This is a genomic window from Sulfurisphaera ohwakuensis (assembly GCF_009729055.1).
In the GTDB taxonomy this organism is placed as follows: domain Archaea; phylum Thermoproteota; class Thermoprotei_A; order Sulfolobales; family Sulfolobaceae; genus Sulfurisphaera; species Sulfurisphaera ohwakuensis.
The window spans coordinates 947,742-962,216 of sequence record NZ_CP045484.1; the positions used below are offsets into that span (position 1 = coordinate 947,742).

Genomic DNA, 14,475 nt, shown 5'->3' on the forward strand with positions numbered 1-14,475 from the left:
TTTACGTTCTTCTCTTTATTTTAATCCTTATGTCTATACCTAATTATTATACTGCAAAAATATTTTATATATCAATTAGGAGTTACCTATTACTTTATATAAATAGTATAACTGCAGAAAGAAAATTTAGAAAAAATTACGTTAGGTCTTATATTATAAGAAGTATAATCACGTATCTTGTTATACTTCTTTCCTACTTCTTTAAACCTCTCTTATTCTTATTTGTAATGGTGTCAATACCATTATTTATAGTTATTGAAAGAAATCTTTATAGATATTTATTTGTTAATGAATTTAGAATTACTATGGGAAAGTACTACGATAAGATTGCAATATATACGCTAAATCTAATACCAGTTATGCTAGTCTTCTTTTACTTATACTATATATCTGAAAATACTCTATTTTACTTTACTTCAATAGTTATAGGTTATATCTTCGGAATTTTATGGCTCATATTCTTTGCACTCTCAATGACTGATCTAGTGGAGGTTGATAAAGATGAGTGATGAGAGAAAAGCACAAACAATTAAGGAAATTATGGATCTTCTAAAGGATAATTCATTAACTACTAACATTAGGCTAAGTATACTCCTTATCCTTTATATTTACGGCAAAATCACCTTCAGCGAACTGTTAGCTTATACTTCTTTGAAAAAGAACACTCTTTATGTAAACTTACAAATTCTAGCAGATAATGGACTGATAAAATATAAAAAGGCTTTCTCGCTAAAGGGTGTAATTAGTGTAGTAGAGATAACGCCTAAAGGTAGGGAAGTAGTAGAGAAATTGTTTGAAATAATTGAGAATATAAAAGAGAAGGAGAAGAAATAGTCTCGCTTTTCTTACTTATGTTAGCTAAGAATTTTATAGGGAAATTCTCTCTACTTTTTAACGGCTTCGATAGTGTCGTTATTAAGCTATTTATATTTCTATATTAGAATAGAGCGTAATAAAGCGTTATTTTGAACCTACTATTTGTAGAGATTTCTCTTATTTAATAAATTTATATACTAATGACAGTACTATTTCCTGTATAGAACATCACACCCAAGCTTTGCTATGTTTACTTTATCCATATAAAAAAGTTAAAGTGTTTCTTATAGTGTTATTTGATAGTTCAAAAAAATGAACTCATAACCATTATTAAATATTAGAATCTAGGATAAAATATTGAGGATAGAGGTATGAAAATAACAAATAGAAAAGAGGTTAAATCTACCACTAGTAGTATTGAAGATAATATGGAGGTAAAGTTAGCTCCTGGTGCATCTAGCATAACAGATATACTTTCATCATCCTCTTCGTGCTGCAGTAGCGGCAATGTAAAAATAGAAAATTTACTGAAGAAAAAATAGAAATATATAAACTGGACACTATCAGGTGATATATAATGGCTAAGAGACCTCTAAGAATTATAGTTAACCAAATATATTCTGCTTTAAAGGACGGCCCGTTAAAGGTAAGTGAGCTTAGGGAAAAAACTACAGCTTATGGTTGCTTTTTTGATTTTGCAATAAGTTATCTGTTAACATATGGAATAGTTAGGAAATATATGAAAGGTAATGAGGAGTATTTTGAGCTTACAGATTTTGGTAAGAATTTGCCTACAGATCCAGATAGATGGATCTCTGAATGGATTTATAACTGGTGGATCTGGATAGGTTGGTAGGACTTTATTTTAATTTCACAACCTTAGTATAATTATAGTTAGGGTAAAAAACACAACAAGCACCCTCACTCCTCTTAAGGGTTACAACCCTTAGCCTTGAGATTTAAAGGTTTCTTCAAAATTTCTAACAGCATTTATCGGAAAATCGATATGCATCAAATAATTATTATGAAGAATTTTTTAATACTTATATCTAATTTAGTAAATAGGATAAGTTATATCGTTTTTATAGTAATAATATTCATTACTGAAGCTGATGTATTTAAAAACTATCTTATAGTTAGGATTTTACGTAAACTGCTAATCGAATAGTACTTTTTAGAAAGATCGTTACATTTTTACGTTACGTTAAAAAAGAAATAATTCTTATTAACTGAAGTTGGGAGTTTTTAACTGCTTTACAATTAAAAGCAATCTAAACGTAATATAATACCCACAATTTATTTATGAGACTAATAGGAAAGGACTTAGGACTATTAAACTAATGCAAACAGCAAATTTAATTTTTATAAGGGGTTTGCAGAATTAGGGCAATTCTAAAAACAATCCCTTGTTATGGGTGAGCAGTTAAGAATAAATTTTATAAAGATGGCGAATTATTAAGTTTTACGATCGATTTAGAAGAGAGCCTTAAAGAGTTTTTCTCAGTCTGTATCGAGATATCTTCTAGACTTCAATCTATATTAGTAATATTACTATCTTAATTGATTAAGAAAAAAGAAATTACTTTTGCCTTTTAAAGACTATAAATAACACAGCTGCTACTATTACAACTACAACTATGATACCGACTACTAGTGTTGTAGGAATACTCAAAGATGATGAAGACATGTGAGCTGAGGTAGTAGTTTGAGAAGTTGTTGTTACGATTGGTGGAGAGGGTTTGGGGAAGTTAACCTCATAAACTTGAAGCTCTGTATTGCCTTTTGTAGATGTAGTACTTGTCATACTTACGTTATAGTATGCTTTAACCATGTAATATGTATATGGACTAACTTCGATTACGCGTATGTTAGGAGAAGAGATTATACCAAATATTGATGAAATACCTAGTTGTCCTACATTTACACTACCTCTCACAGTACCGTTATTGTTCAAGAATATCAGAGAGAAATTATCAGACTCATTTAATAATAACACGTAGTTCTCTGGTGTTATTTCGTAATTGCTTACGTTTTCGGCTAAGGCATAATTTGTAATTCCACCATAATAAAGATCTGTTACATTTGTTCCTTTTGATGTCGGATTTGTAATTAACAAATACTTACCATAATCGTAGAAGAATCCAGATAAGATGAAAGTCTCATTACGCGTAACGTTCTGTATTTGAACTTGGCCATTATTTGTGACCGGAACTTGTTCAGTTACTTGTTCTACTTTTACGGTAAGCGGAATTTTAGCTACTGTAGTTAGATTGGTACCATTATACATCTCTATTGTCACAGATTTCTCGCCACCTATTACTACATAAAGCTTCCCACCAAGGTTTAATAACGCTATGTTAGGTATTATGTTGTATAACTGTAACCTAGTAGTTATCTTTCCGTTATTGAGATTTACTCCAAGTATTGTTACATTAACTTTAATGACTGGCGAGCTGGTAAATAATGGTATAGGTGTGGTGTTAATAATAAATATTTGATCTCCTACAACAGTAGTGTATGCTTGACCCATTAATGTATATAAGTTTGAGTTTGCTATAGTAGACAAACTTCCAAAAACGAAGGTACCTAAGAGTAAAGGATTATATAACGTAATATTCTCACTCCATATTATCTTGCCGTTATAGTTAAACATTGTAATGTTGAATAGTAGGAGTTTAGAAGGACCAAAACTGTAAAAATTTGAGAGATTTTCGGATAGTAGAAGGATTCCTTGTGGTAACTGGATCTCTGTAAATGGATACTGGTTAACAAGAGTAATGTTAGTATTGTTAAGTAATATGATAGTACTCATTGAAAATCTCATTGGCGATGACGTGTTTAATTTAATAATTTGAGGGAAAGATAAGTTAAAAGGAGGAAGTCCGTACTCTTTTCCGTAATTTAATAGCAAACCGTTGATTGTGTAAGTATTGACTAGCTTCAAGCCATTAAAGACATATACGTAACTCTCAACTTGTTCTTGATTGAGGTAAGATGAAGAAGAATCTATTACTATATATAGTTCTCCGTTTTTGATGAATGGTATCACTACTGAAATACTAGTTAAAGTTGCTTCATATAATAGCAAGTGCATGGTAGAATTAAAGAAGTAAATGTATAAGACTGTGGAAGGTTTTTGATTAAATCCACCGGGCGTAATAGAAAAGTTAACATAACTCATTACAATTACAACGCCGTTATCATAAGGTATCATACTCTGTATAGAAAGGTTGGGTGTGTTAATAGTCTCAGTGGCTATCAGATTCATTTGAGGAGAAACTTGTGCTATGGCCACAGAAGTACTTAAGAAAATTATTGAGAAGAGCATTAGAGCTAATATCTTATTCTTTCTCATAGGTTACATATTAAGGCTTCAGTTTATAAATTTTATCATAGTAATTAGCGGATAAAATTTTAAGAAAATTTGCAAAATAGTAGAACTTATATTCTAAATTAATATTACTAATCGACCGGGATAATTTATAAATAATATAAGAATATTAAGGTATTTAAATTCTATTTTGATTTCAAAATAGTTTACTAAACATCTTTATCTTCACGATCTTATCAATTCCACTATGACCCTATAAGCGTCTTTCCATAATACTTCATCCTCATGACCCTCAATTGCTTTTGCCAGTTCTTTAATACTTAGTATATTTTCGAAGCCTTTAGGCGTTTCTTTAATTCCCAAAAAGTCGGTTCCAATTGCTACATATTCCCATCCGTAGCTTTCACCAATATACTTTATACTTTCAACCATTCCTTGAATTGTAGGTTCTTTAAGAGTATAAGGAATTGCACTAATTCCAATTACTCCTCTTGTTTTTACAACTAACTCGATTTCTTCATCATCTAAATTTCTATTATGATCCTTTAACTTCTTCACATTTGTATGAGAAACAATTACCGGTTTCTTAGATATTGATACTACATCAACTACTGTCCTTTTGCCCGCATGAGCTAGGTCAATAAGCATTCCAAGTTCATTAGCTAATTTAACGATCTCTTCACCCTCACCAGTCAAACCGTAATCTTTTTTTGAAAAACATGATGATGCAAACTTATTATCATAATTCCACGTTAAACCGATATTGTATATGTGAAGCTCTTTCAATATATATAAATCTTCATTAGATCTCAAAGAATCTAATCCTTCTAGAGAGAGAAGAAATTTAATTCCAGGTTTGTTAAGGTCCTCTATACTTCTTACTATTTTCACATGACCTTTCCTCTCTAAATCATAATAGAATTTTATTTGATCTAGAAGAAGTTCTAAAGAAAAACCTTTAGATGCATGGGGAAATATTGATGCAAAAATTATAGGATCGAACTCTTTTAGTAATTTAATACTTGATTGAATGTCACCGTTTATCACATCAATACCAATCTGGTGTGAATACGCAAAATCTTCATGCAAATCTATTATTCTCATAAACTAATGAAGGAGTAAGAAGATAATTAATCTTCTCCTTCTCCAGAAACAGGGGAGATAAACTGTAAGTATAAGCCTAAATCATTAACTATCTGTGTAGGAGTTAAGTTTTCATTTGTTGAACCGTATATGTAAGCTGTAACTTCGACTTCTTTATCTGTAATGGTTATGTTAGCTGAAGTAATGTTTAAGTTCAAGGATACAGTTTTACCATCATCGAAATATAACAATACGTATAGTGAGGAGAAGTTCACTTTAGGTTTTATTCCTATGATGTAGATTCCAGACTGATCAACCTTTAGGTGGAATTTAACTTTAAACGAGAAGTTATATGTTAGACTAGATGTTATAGATTGTGTTGTTGTTTGCGTTACTGATGTGGTATTTTTTTGAGAAGTTGTTGTAGTTATTATCTGGACACCGGTTAAATTCAAAGGAACTTGGCTAACTGGTTTTGATGACTGGTGAAGTGCTGTGTAAAGTTCTATTCCTAATACTACATTTACAATTAATGTCACTATAAGTAAACTTATTAATAAAGATTGTCTTGCCATATGTATAATCTATCTCATTATTTCATTTAAACCTTAGTTCCATTTCAGAATGAAACAGAGTGAAACACTAAACTAATAAACCTCTAGCCAAAAGGTTTTCTTGTGATAAAATTTCTATTGATTATAATTATCATCTTAATTTCGCTTGCTCTCCTTACAAAAGGAGACAGTGGTATAATTAATATTTACTATAATGGTACAGTAGTAGCTGAACTTCATAATGTGAGTGAGTTTAACCTTATAGGTGACTACGCTGGTGGTCTAAAAGTTATAGGGGCAGAATACAACTTGTCCAATGGACACTTATTTTTAAAAGGAAATGGTACAATTTATGTGTACTATAGGGCCACTCTACCAAAAGGAGTTATACAAATCCAGGAGAATAATAACTTTACCATAAGCATTTATCTACCTACAAACTCGACTATAACTTATGTAACACCACAACCTTATAGTTTTACTGCTATAAACGGACTTTATAATATAACTTTTGTTAATGTTTCTAAGGTTATATTACTTTATGTAGAAGCTCCTTTACCAACGCAAAAAAGTGAGAGTACTGAGTACCAACTTATTATATTACTCTTGATCGCAGACATTGTTCTTATATCTCTCATAGTTTACTTCTTCTTTAGACGAAGGAAGGAAGCAAGAAAAGTAGAACTAGAAGAGGAAGAAAATACAGAATTAGTTACTGATGTTTTGGATGAAAGAGATAAGCTTGTGCTTAACGCATTAAAAGACGGTTCCTCCACTTTAGCTGAGATTATAAGAAAAACTAATTTACCTAAAGCAACAGCTTATAGAAGGTTAAAAAAATTGGTTAAACTTGGTTATGTTGAAGAGGTTAGAGAGAGAGGTAAGATTAGATATGTATTAAAGAAAAAAGATTAGAAAAATACCTTGTGTCCAGATGTCGCTATAATTATTAGATCTATTAGCACTTCTATTGCAACACCTATTATTAACCCTATTGTTATTAGTTTTGTATCAATCCAATATTCTGTTACATCTTTTTCTTTTTCTACGGCTTCCATCGAGTTAATAACCGAAAATGCTCCTTTTAAGAGACACGTTTCTAAAGCCTCCTTTTTTGAAGTTTTAAGAATAACGAAAAAGTTTCGAATATAGTGAAACGCTTGAAACATATAGAATTTTATAGTAGCGAAATTGTATCTTTTAAGGATGAAACGCGTAGCTTACTTTAGCCATGAACAAACCACTACTACTGGGCCTATCCCTAGCAATATTAGCAGTAAGCGGACTAGTAATAGCTGCACAAATATATGGAACATTAGCAACAGTATCATATAACGTAATAAGTAATAACTCTAGCAATCAACAAATCCAAGTAATTCCTATTAATTTTAATTTGGGTAATATAACTGCTGGGCAAAGTGGTAGTCTTAATGGATCTACAACAGTATACATACCTTCCAACGGTACCTATGATTTAGAATTAAAAGAAGATGTGTTGGATAATGTGTTTTCTCAATTTATAGCGACAATCACTATTGGAAACCATACCATAACTCTACAATTACATGAAAATAACGATTATCAAATATATTTAACTGCTGGAAAATATACTGTTACCGTAAAAATAACATACACAGTATCCCAGAATCCAGAGGCTAAATCAGTGAGTAATGCACCTCTTCTATTGCTAAAATACGAAGGAGAAAGTGATGGAGACTCTTAAAATGTAAATAAAATAAGGTATTTTTTTATTTTATTTTTATTCTAGAGTTAATGGAGATATTCTTTTCCCGTACTTATCTATATATTTGAGAATCCTTTCCTTCTGTTCCTCTAATTCTACTATAACTTCTTTAGGAGCTTGAATATCTTTATATAATTTGAGAATCCTTTCGGTTTTCTCTAAATATTTGTCAAGTTTAAGAGTAAACTGTCTCTCATAATCTTCTATTTTATATTCTTTATTTAGCATATTTCTAAATAATATCTTTAGATCTTCATAATAAGGAACTAGCCCAATAGGTGTATAAATTGCATCTACACTCCCTTCAACTCTTTTTACAGTCCATTTTATCCAAACTTTTTTATCCTCTTTTGTATTAAGAAACCTATTCCCCTCTTTAAGAAAGTAATTAAACCCGAAAATTTTAGGGACTTTTTTAAGTTTTTTACAAAATTCTAGGTAATTCCTCAAATATTCTCCTAAATGAATAGGCATAAAATCTAGTATAGCCATGGGATTAAACTCATATTCATCTCCTTTTCCTATTACAGCACTGGTCCTTGCAGATTCCATTGATGCACCAATGGTTACTACTCCATGAGAACAAGAAAAAGCTTCAATAACCGGAATTAGTGTGTCATAATCCCTTACTCCAAATATTATTCCCTCGATTTCAACCCCATCTGGGTTATCATAATTTTCATCAAGGTTCCTAAAAGCCGTTAAAGGTACTGTAAACCTTGCATTCGGATGAGATGCAGGTTTATTCATGTCACTACTCCAAAAACCTTCATAATTTATCCCCCTTTCCGGTCTCTTATCATCACTACCTTCCCAATATACAGAACCGTCCTCGGTCATTAATACATTTGAAAATATCACTTCATTAGGCTTATGCAAAACCTCCCATATTATAGGATCGTCCTTAGAGTTAATCCCTTGAATTATCCCAAATACACCAACCTCTGGATTCACAGCTCTAGCTACTCCATCAATCTCCCTTATAAAGGCCAGATCATCACTTATTAGTTTCCCCATCATTGACGTTGACGTCTTTCCACTGCCAGATGGAAAAGAGGCCGTAAAATAATGAGTTCCTTTATCACCTTCAAAGCCTATAATCGCCATATGCTCTGATAACCATCCTTCCTTTACAGCCTTATTAATGGTTAACCTTAATGCCAATTTCTTTAATCCAACACTATTACCAGCATAAGTTGTGTTTACGCTATAAACAGTATCTTCCTTAAGGTCTATCATAATCCTTCTCTTTCTTATATTCAATTCTCCTTTAGAATGAACAAATTTCAAAAATTGTTTATTTCCTTTAAAATCATCAAAATCAAGTCTATAAAGGATATTCTCGCTATGAATCACATAGGGAGAATCTGATATTTGAATAGCTAAATGCTGAAAAATCGAGTTCTTGGGACCTAACGAATAAAATCCCACATACATCTCCCTTCCTTTCATTGAGCCTTTTAACAGAGAAAGAACCTCTCTTAGTCCTTCTTCCCTCTTTTTAGTATTTACAAACGGAATTTTCTCGTCAGTAAGTATAAATGTATCATCTCTAGCCCTAGCTTGATCTAAAGGATGATCGAAATGTATTGTATGCCCTAAAGTTTTTAACGGTATTTCTTCTTTTGTCTCTATCGCTTTTCTTCGTATATAATCTTTATCTTCTTCTGAGGTAACCAGATATATTGAGTAAGGATTACATAATTCGGCAGTTTTTTCAATAAATTCCTCCACATTCGGATTATTTAATATTTCTATTTTTTTAATCATTTTATCTGAAACTAACAAGTTTAAAAAATTAAAACTTGATCTCATAATATATGTATAGTATTAAATGATATAAATCTTTCTAGGTGATATATCGATCAGCCTTAAAGTACGATATCATAAGAACTAGTATTAAATATTGATATAACTGGAGTATGTCGATTAACTAATATTCGTACAGTAGTTTGGAAATTTCCTAGCCATAAAAATCATAATATTCACTCATGAGATAATAAATACTTTGAATTTACCCCTTATTTTTATTACTTATCATATAGATTTTCTCAGTGAGTAGAAGATCTTTCATATATGTTTTTTAGAGTAAAAATGTCATTAGCTTAGAAGATCTATATGAGACATTAAATTATCCCTTTCGGAATTGACATGAAGAGAACTTTTAAGAAACCGAAGTAATTATCCTTATCTATCTTAATAGCAAATATAGATATAAATTGCATATTTTAATAAAAGAAATTATTGAAAACAATAGATTGTTCTTTTTATATCTACCAATAATCATTATAAATTAATAGTATTGAAAATTAACACGTATCTTATGATTAAAGTAATTGATGCTCACGTTCATTATCATATTTTTGCCGGAAAAATACCAGATCATTGTAAGGAGTTTTTAGAATATGTTAAAGGGACAAAGTATACGTTAAAGAATGAATATGTCGAGCTTGAAAAAATTATTTTGGTTCCTTCTCATCCTTGCCATAGTGATGAATGCTCAGATGGTTTTTACATTGATTATGAAGAAAGGAGAAAAAATCCCGATCTCTATTTACAGTGGGGTGAAGTAAACCCATTAAAATGTAACGTTAAAGAAGAGCTAGGAAAACAGTACTCTTTGGGTATAATAGGCATAAAACTTCATCCAGTACATAAGGGATTTAAACCTAATGCTTATAGAGAGGAAGAAGGCGGATTAAAGAGTTTACTCTTCGTCTACGAATTTGCTGAAGACCATGACTTACCAATTATGTTCCATACGGGAACTAGTATAGGTGTTGGAAGCAGGAATAAATATGCTGATCCTATTTACATAGACGATGTTGCTAAAGATTTTCCTAAATTAAAAATAATCTTAGCCCATGCCGGAAGGCCATTATGGTATGAGACAGCATTCTATCTAGTTAAATCTCTAAATAACGTATACTTAGAAATTTCATCAATACCTCCAAAGAATTTATTGAAATTGTTGCCAAGAATAAATGAGATTGCTGAAAAAGTAATCTATGGTAGCGATTTTCCTGCATTTAAGGGTCAAGATTTAGCTGAATATGCTTTTCAAGTTTACAGTATTCTGAAGGAAAAAAAGATCATGAGAGATAACGCTAAAAGAATATTGAAAATTTAGTGTTTTTAGGATTTCATAAATTACTATTATTTCACAATTCACTAAAATCATGGAAACTACACAATCTAGATTTTAATATTTAATAGTTTTTAAAAGATTTCTTGTTTTAAGTATAAGTTTCTATCTTGAAAAGACTAAATATTATTCTTATCACTAAATAAGAACTAAATATTAACATAATTGTTTATAAGAATTATATATTTGCTTATAAATCATTTAAAGATAATAGTATCTCTAAATTCGCATAAGATCTCAATAAGAATATTTTACATTTTGAAATTCTAAGAAATATAAAATGATTTTCTATTCGAAAATTGTATATCATAGGTATGGCATAATGAGCTTTCTTACGCTAGATAACATAAGACTGAATAGCATTTTACGTCTTTTTCCTTCTCTTAAAAAGTTTCTTAATCCCGCCCAAAGATTGATAAATACTTTTTATCACCCTTGCTATCCTCTTGGCACCCAAATACAAACCAAGAGAGTACTTAAACAAGAGTACCAAGAGCAGGGAGAGAGCCTTAAGGGTTATAAACCCCTTATTCCTAACCCAAGTGAGGAAAGAACCTTTCTCCAATCCCAAGGCTTTAAGCTCCCTAATCAAAACCTCAATATCCCAACGATTCTCCCATGTAGTTATTATTTCCTCCGCAGTATCATTAACGTTTGTGGAGAAGAAGTACCTCCTTCCAAAACCCTTATAATCATCTATTACAAGTAATTTTATGGGAATACCTAAATACTCAACTAGGTATTCCCCCTCGGGGAACTCGCCAACTGGCACAAGCCTACCACCCTCGGTGACCCGTGAGTTGGCCTTGAGTTCCCCGACGGTATCATCCAAGAGAGTTTTAGAATTAACATACCAAGAATCAAAAACCTTGCACACAACATTAAACTCCTTCTCGAGAATTGGCAATGTTTCCAAGTATTCTTGTATCTTTGTCTTGAACTCAACCTCCTCTCCCCTCTCCCTTAATATCTCAACAACCTTTTGTGGTATGTAGGGTATTATTGTTACTATGTAGGTTTCGTTTGTTTTCAAGTCTTTTATTGCTATTATGAGTAGTTGTATTGTTGGTTCGTATCTTTTGTGTTCTCTGCAGTAAAAGACTTGTGCTCCGTTTCTTGATACTGGTAGTGCTCTTGCGTGTTGTTTGTGATCATGTGTGTCGTCTATTATTAGTTGTACTGGGTGGTCTTGTACTATCTCTTTTACTATTTTGATCAGGTTTTTGTTTGCTAGTTTGTTAAGGTTTTTTAGTACTGTCTCGTAGTCCATGCCCGTTGCTTGGGCTATTTCTGTTGCTGTTCCACCCATTACTCCTCCAAGTACTAGTTTTGCTAGTGTGTCTTTTCTCAAGCTAGTCAAGGCGGTGAATATTTGTTGGAGTGCTTCTTGAAGTGCATTGTAATACGCTTGGAGTAATGAGTTTGTATTCATCCGATATTTTGTTTGGTTAATTTTTAAAAAGTTTTCAAGGTGCCCTTAAACTGCAAGGATTTTCCTATAAATGCTAACTGAAGTTTTATCTATTTAAACAAAGTTAATGCTTAAAGTCTTTTAAGGGAGAAAATTTTACTGATTTTCACAAAAGATTAAGTGTATGATTGTTTATACTTTTCCTACACTATATGAGGAGATTGTGAAAGCTAGGGTTAACCGTTTTACAGTCGTAACAGAGAGTGAGAAAATTTGTCACCTTCACGATCCTGGAAGACTTAAGGAGCTTATTTACCCTGGTAACAAGATATTAATAAGAAACGTTAACGGAAAAAGAAAAACCAATTGTCAAGTTACAGCTGCATGGAGCGGTAAAGAATGGGTTGTAACAGATTCCAGCATACATAATGAGATAGCTAGAAAGTTTTTACCCACTGATGTTAAATCTGAAGTAACGGTAGGGAAAAGTAGGATTGACTTTGCATTTGATAATACATATGTTGAGGTTAAGGGTTGTACTCTTGCGAGAGATGGTATAGCTCTTTTCCCTGACGCTCCAACTAAGAGAGGAAAAAGACATCTAGATGAACTGATAGAGCTTAAGAGAAAGGGATATTCAGTTTTACTCATGATTCTCGTTTTTAGAACTGATGTTGTGTGCTTTTCTCCTAATTTTGATACAGACCGAGAGTTTTCTAATACATTTATTAAAGCATTAAAAGAGGGCGTAAATGTTGAAGTTAAAGTGTTTCAATTAGATAAAGAAAATATAGTGTATAAGGGAGAAATTCCTATTTGTCACCAAATTCTTGAAAAATCAACTAATTTCTCCTTACCCTAAATAATTCACGAAAAATTAGATAAAGACCAATGCCTTATTGATTATGTGATTTTTACAGAATAAGTATTACATTTCTTAACAGTTAGAAAGCAAACTTTTTAGCTATAGAAGGATAACCTTATAACATGTCAAAGTTTCTTTCGTCTATTTCAGTCCTAATCCCATTCCTACTATCTGCTTATGTGATGTATACAATTTCTTTCGTAATAGTACCTTTAGCTCATTACCTATCTACAAGTGTTCCTAATGTTGTCTTCGCAATAACCTTATCATGGATTGGTGGAGGAATTGGTGGATTTGTTTTTGGAAGACTTTCAGATCTAATAGGAAGGAAAAAAGCTTTGATAATTTCCTTCTTTCTTTTCTCTATTCCCGCTATATTATTGTATTTTGTTAATAATTTATTAGAACTTTACATATTGTGGTTCATAATAGGTTTTGGAGTAAATGGTGAAAACGGTATTAGTTACGTTATAGTAGCTGAGTTAAGGTTAACGAACTTAAGGGGTTTTTTAGGTGGAATGATGCAAGGTTTTTACGCTTTAGGGGCTTTATTAGGGGCTATAACTGCCACATTCATGGGTGATAGGTTTTTATTGATATTTTTAATAGCAGGTATTATTTCTCTTTTATCATTTATATTTTATCCTTTTATTCCAGAAGAAAAAGTGAAGTACGAGAGTAGGAGTAGATTAACAGATATATTTTCACAAAAAATGATAGGGCTAACAACAATAAGTTCAATAGCATCATTAACATCGTTTTTATATATTATTTCAGCTTTTGAACTCCTCCCTACGATACTTCAGAATAATGTATTAGTAGCTATAGGTGATATAATTGCTGTCTTATCCTTCTCTCTTTCTGGTTACATCTCAGATATAAAAGGAAGAAAATTTTCTGCCGTAATCTTTGGTATTTTAGCTGTAATTTCCTCAGCTCTTTTCTTACTTTCCAACATTTTAGCGTTAACGATATATTTCTCTTCAGCGTTTTTTGCATTCTTCGGAGTTTGGTTAAGTGAATTATATCCACCACAAGTCAGAGGTACTGGGAGCAATTTTGCTTTGCTGATAGGTAGAATAATAGGTGGAGGATTTGGTACTTTCATTGTAACGTTACTACCATTCCCGTTAAAGATCTCTTTAGGAATTGTGCTAATTATCGCATCAATAATTAGTGTAATCAGTATGAATTTACTTAGGCCTATAACCAACTAAAAGATCTTGAAAATTAACGAAATATTTTTTATGAGATGAATACAAAAATCGAATAAAAATGGAACAATTTTATATTATTAATTAACCAGTTTCTCAGCCTTTAAGGACTGAATTTCCTGGCTTTCTATGTAATTTCGGAGTGAGAGTAGTCACTTAAATTAAGAGCAAATATAACTTGAGCTCTACTAGTTACTTAAAAAGGTTCTTTCATTTTCATTATTGTTTCGAACCATGAAATTAGTGTCATTAGTATTGCTAAAAAACTATTTAAGTTTTCTAGATAAGAATCTCGATTCAACCATTGTCTAT

Annotated in this window: 15 protein-coding genes; 9 read left to right on the forward strand and 6 right to left on the reverse strand. The window is 31.5% G+C overall.

The window, feature by feature from the left end; all coding sequences use genetic code 11:
• Nucleotides 1-29 precede the first annotated feature (29 nt).
• From D1869_RS05395 to D1869_RS05410, 4 genes are all read left to right on the forward strand, one after another.
• Entirely contained in the window at nucleotides 30-509 is a 480-nt protein-coding gene (locus D1869_RS05395) for a hypothetical protein (protein WP_156014243.1), read from the forward strand.
• The gene (locus tag D1869_RS05400) at nucleotides 502-834 is read left to right on the forward strand and encodes a transcriptional regulator (RefSeq protein ID WP_156014244.1); all 333 of its coding nucleotides are present in this window, start codon (nucleotides 502-504) and stop codon (nucleotides 832-834) included. The genes D1869_RS05395 and D1869_RS05400 overlap by 8 nt, the downstream gene beginning before the upstream one ends.
• Before the next feature lie 353 nt (nucleotides 835-1,187).
• Nucleotides 1,188-1,358, forward strand: coding sequence for a hypothetical protein (locus D1869_RS05405; RefSeq protein WP_156014245.1), 171 nt, complete (start codon nucleotides 1,188-1,190; stop codon nucleotides 1,356-1,358).
• 35 nt (nucleotides 1,359-1,393) lie between these two features.
• Nucleotides 1,394-1,672, forward strand: coding sequence for a helix-turn-helix domain-containing protein (locus tag D1869_RS05410; RefSeq protein ID WP_156014246.1), 279 nt, complete (start codon nucleotides 1,394-1,396; stop codon nucleotides 1,670-1,672).
• Nucleotides 1,673-2,395: 723 nt separating this feature from the next.
• Here the strand turns inward: D1869_RS05410 and D1869_RS05415 are convergent.
• The 3 genes from D1869_RS05415 to D1869_RS05425 form a co-directional block, all read right to left on the reverse strand.
• Nucleotides 2,396-4,171 (reverse strand): hypothetical protein, encoded by a 1,776-nt coding sequence (locus tag D1869_RS05415; protein WP_156014247.1) that lies wholly within the window; start codon nucleotides 4,169-4,171, stop codon nucleotides 2,396-2,398.
• Nucleotides 4,172-4,372: 201 nt separating this feature from the next.
• Nucleotides 4,373-5,251 (reverse strand): membrane dipeptidase, encoded by an 879-nt coding sequence (locus tag D1869_RS05420; RefSeq protein WP_156014248.1) that lies wholly within the window; start codon nucleotides 5,249-5,251, stop codon nucleotides 4,373-4,375.
• A 26-nt stretch (nucleotides 5,252-5,277) separates the two neighbouring features.
• On the reverse strand, nucleotides 5,278-5,805 hold the full coding sequence (locus D1869_RS05425; RefSeq protein WP_156014249.1) for a hypothetical protein: 528 nt from the start codon (nucleotides 5,803-5,805) through the stop codon (nucleotides 5,278-5,280).
• Nucleotides 5,806-5,907: 102 nt separating this feature from the next.
• On the opposite strand from D1869_RS05425, the gene D1869_RS05430 reads away from it, so the two are divergent.
• Nucleotides 5,908-6,699, forward strand: coding sequence for a helix-turn-helix transcriptional regulator (locus D1869_RS05430; protein WP_231113737.1), 792 nt, complete (start codon nucleotides 5,908-5,910; stop codon nucleotides 6,697-6,699).
• Here the strand turns inward: D1869_RS05430 and D1869_RS05435 are convergent.
• Nucleotides 6,696-6,842 (reverse strand): hypothetical protein, encoded by a 147-nt coding sequence (locus tag D1869_RS05435; protein ID WP_156014250.1) that lies wholly within the window; start codon nucleotides 6,840-6,842, stop codon nucleotides 6,696-6,698. The two genes, D1869_RS05430 and D1869_RS05435, sit on opposite strands and share 4 nt — an antisense overlap.
• 173 nt (nucleotides 6,843-7,015) lie before the next feature.
• On the opposite strand from D1869_RS05435, the gene D1869_RS05440 reads away from it, so the two are divergent.
• On the forward strand, nucleotides 7,016-7,507 hold the full coding sequence (locus tag D1869_RS05440; RefSeq protein WP_156014251.1) for a hypothetical protein: 492 nt from the start codon (nucleotides 7,016-7,018) through the stop codon (nucleotides 7,505-7,507).
• A gap of 36 nt (nucleotides 7,508-7,543) precedes the next feature.
• Here D1869_RS05440 and D1869_RS05445 read toward each other — a convergent pair whose 3' ends face one another.
• Nucleotides 7,544-9,343, reverse strand: a complete 1,800-nt coding sequence (locus D1869_RS05445; RefSeq protein ID WP_156014252.1) for a phosphoenolpyruvate carboxykinase (GTP) — start codon at nucleotides 9,341-9,343, stop codon at nucleotides 7,544-7,546.
• 508 nt (nucleotides 9,344-9,851) lie between these two features.
• Between D1869_RS05445 and D1869_RS05450 the strand changes: the two genes are divergently transcribed.
• A complete protein-coding gene (locus tag D1869_RS05450; RefSeq protein ID WP_156014253.1) occupies nucleotides 9,852-10,658 on the forward strand; it encodes an amidohydrolase family protein in 807 nt (268 codons plus the stop codon).
• 379 nt (nucleotides 10,659-11,037) lie between these two features.
• Here D1869_RS05450 and D1869_RS05455 read toward each other — a convergent pair whose 3' ends face one another.
• Nucleotides 11,038-12,105 carry an ISNCY family transposase gene (locus D1869_RS05455; protein WP_156014254.1) on the reverse strand — a complete coding sequence of 356 codons (1,068 nt, stop codon included), beginning with the start codon at nucleotides 12,103-12,105 and terminating at the stop codon, nucleotides 11,038-11,040.
• Between the two features lie 163 nt (nucleotides 12,106-12,268).
• Between D1869_RS05455 and sfsA the strand changes: the two genes are divergently transcribed.
• Complete coding sequence (sfsA, locus tag D1869_RS05460) at nucleotides 12,269-12,946, forward strand: DNA/RNA nuclease SfsA (RefSeq protein ID WP_156014255.1); 678 nt, start codon at nucleotides 12,269-12,271, stop codon at nucleotides 12,944-12,946.
• Between the two features lie 125 nt (nucleotides 12,947-13,071).
• Nucleotides 13,072-14,166: an MFS transporter gene (locus D1869_RS05465; RefSeq protein WP_156014256.1), complete on the forward strand. Its 1,095-nt coding sequence runs from the start codon at nucleotides 13,072-13,074 to the stop codon at nucleotides 14,164-14,166.
• Nucleotides 14,167-14,475: the final 309 nt, after the last annotated feature.

What these genes read in the sequence shown, in the direction of transcription:
- D1869_RS05395 (WP_156014243.1), top strand. Translation starts at nt 30, where the DNA reads ATGTCTATACCTAATTATTATACTGCAAAAATATTTTATATATCAATT.
- D1869_RS05400 (WP_156014244.1), top strand. Translation starts at nt 502, where the DNA reads ATGAGTGATGAGAGAAAAGCACAAACAATTAAGGAAATTATGGATCTT.
- D1869_RS05405 (WP_156014245.1), top strand. Translation starts at nt 1,188, where the DNA reads ATGAAAATAACAAATAGAAAAGAGGTTAAATCTACCACTAGTAGTATT.
- D1869_RS05410 (WP_156014246.1), top strand. Translation starts at nt 1,394, where the DNA reads ATGGCTAAGAGACCTCTAAGAATTATAGTTAACCAAATATATTCTGCT.
- D1869_RS05415 (WP_156014247.1), bottom strand. Translation starts at nt 4,171, where the DNA reads ATGAGAAAGAATAAGATATTAGCTCTAATGCTCTTCTCAATAATTTTC.
- D1869_RS05420 (WP_156014248.1), bottom strand. Translation starts at nt 5,251, where the DNA reads ATGAGAATAATAGATTTGCATGAAGATTTTGCGTATTCACACCAGATT.
- D1869_RS05425 (WP_156014249.1), bottom strand. Translation starts at nt 5,805, where the DNA reads ATGGCAAGACAATCTTTATTAATAAGTTTACTTATAGTGACATTAATT.
- D1869_RS05435 (WP_156014250.1), bottom strand. Translation starts at nt 6,842, where the DNA reads ATGGAAGCCGTAGAAAAAGAAAAAGATGTAACAGAATATTGGATTGAT.
- D1869_RS05440 (WP_156014251.1), top strand. Translation starts at nt 7,016, where the DNA reads ATGAACAAACCACTACTACTGGGCCTATCCCTAGCAATATTAGCAGTA.
- D1869_RS05445 (WP_156014252.1), bottom strand. Translation starts at nt 9,343, where the DNA reads ATGAGATCAAGTTTTAATTTTTTAAACTTGTTAGTTTCAGATAAAATG.
- D1869_RS05450 (WP_156014253.1), top strand. Translation starts at nt 9,852, where the DNA reads ATGATTAAAGTAATTGATGCTCACGTTCATTATCATATTTTTGCCGGA.
- D1869_RS05455 (WP_156014254.1), bottom strand. Translation starts at nt 12,105, where the DNA reads ATGAATACAAACTCATTACTCCAAGCGTATTACAATGCACTTCAAGAA.
- sfsA (WP_156014255.1), top strand. Translation starts at nt 12,269, where the DNA reads ATGATTGTTTATACTTTTCCTACACTATATGAGGAGATTGTGAAAGCT.
- D1869_RS05465 (WP_156014256.1), top strand. Translation starts at nt 13,072, where the DNA reads ATGTCAAAGTTTCTTTCGTCTATTTCAGTCCTAATCCCATTCCTACTA.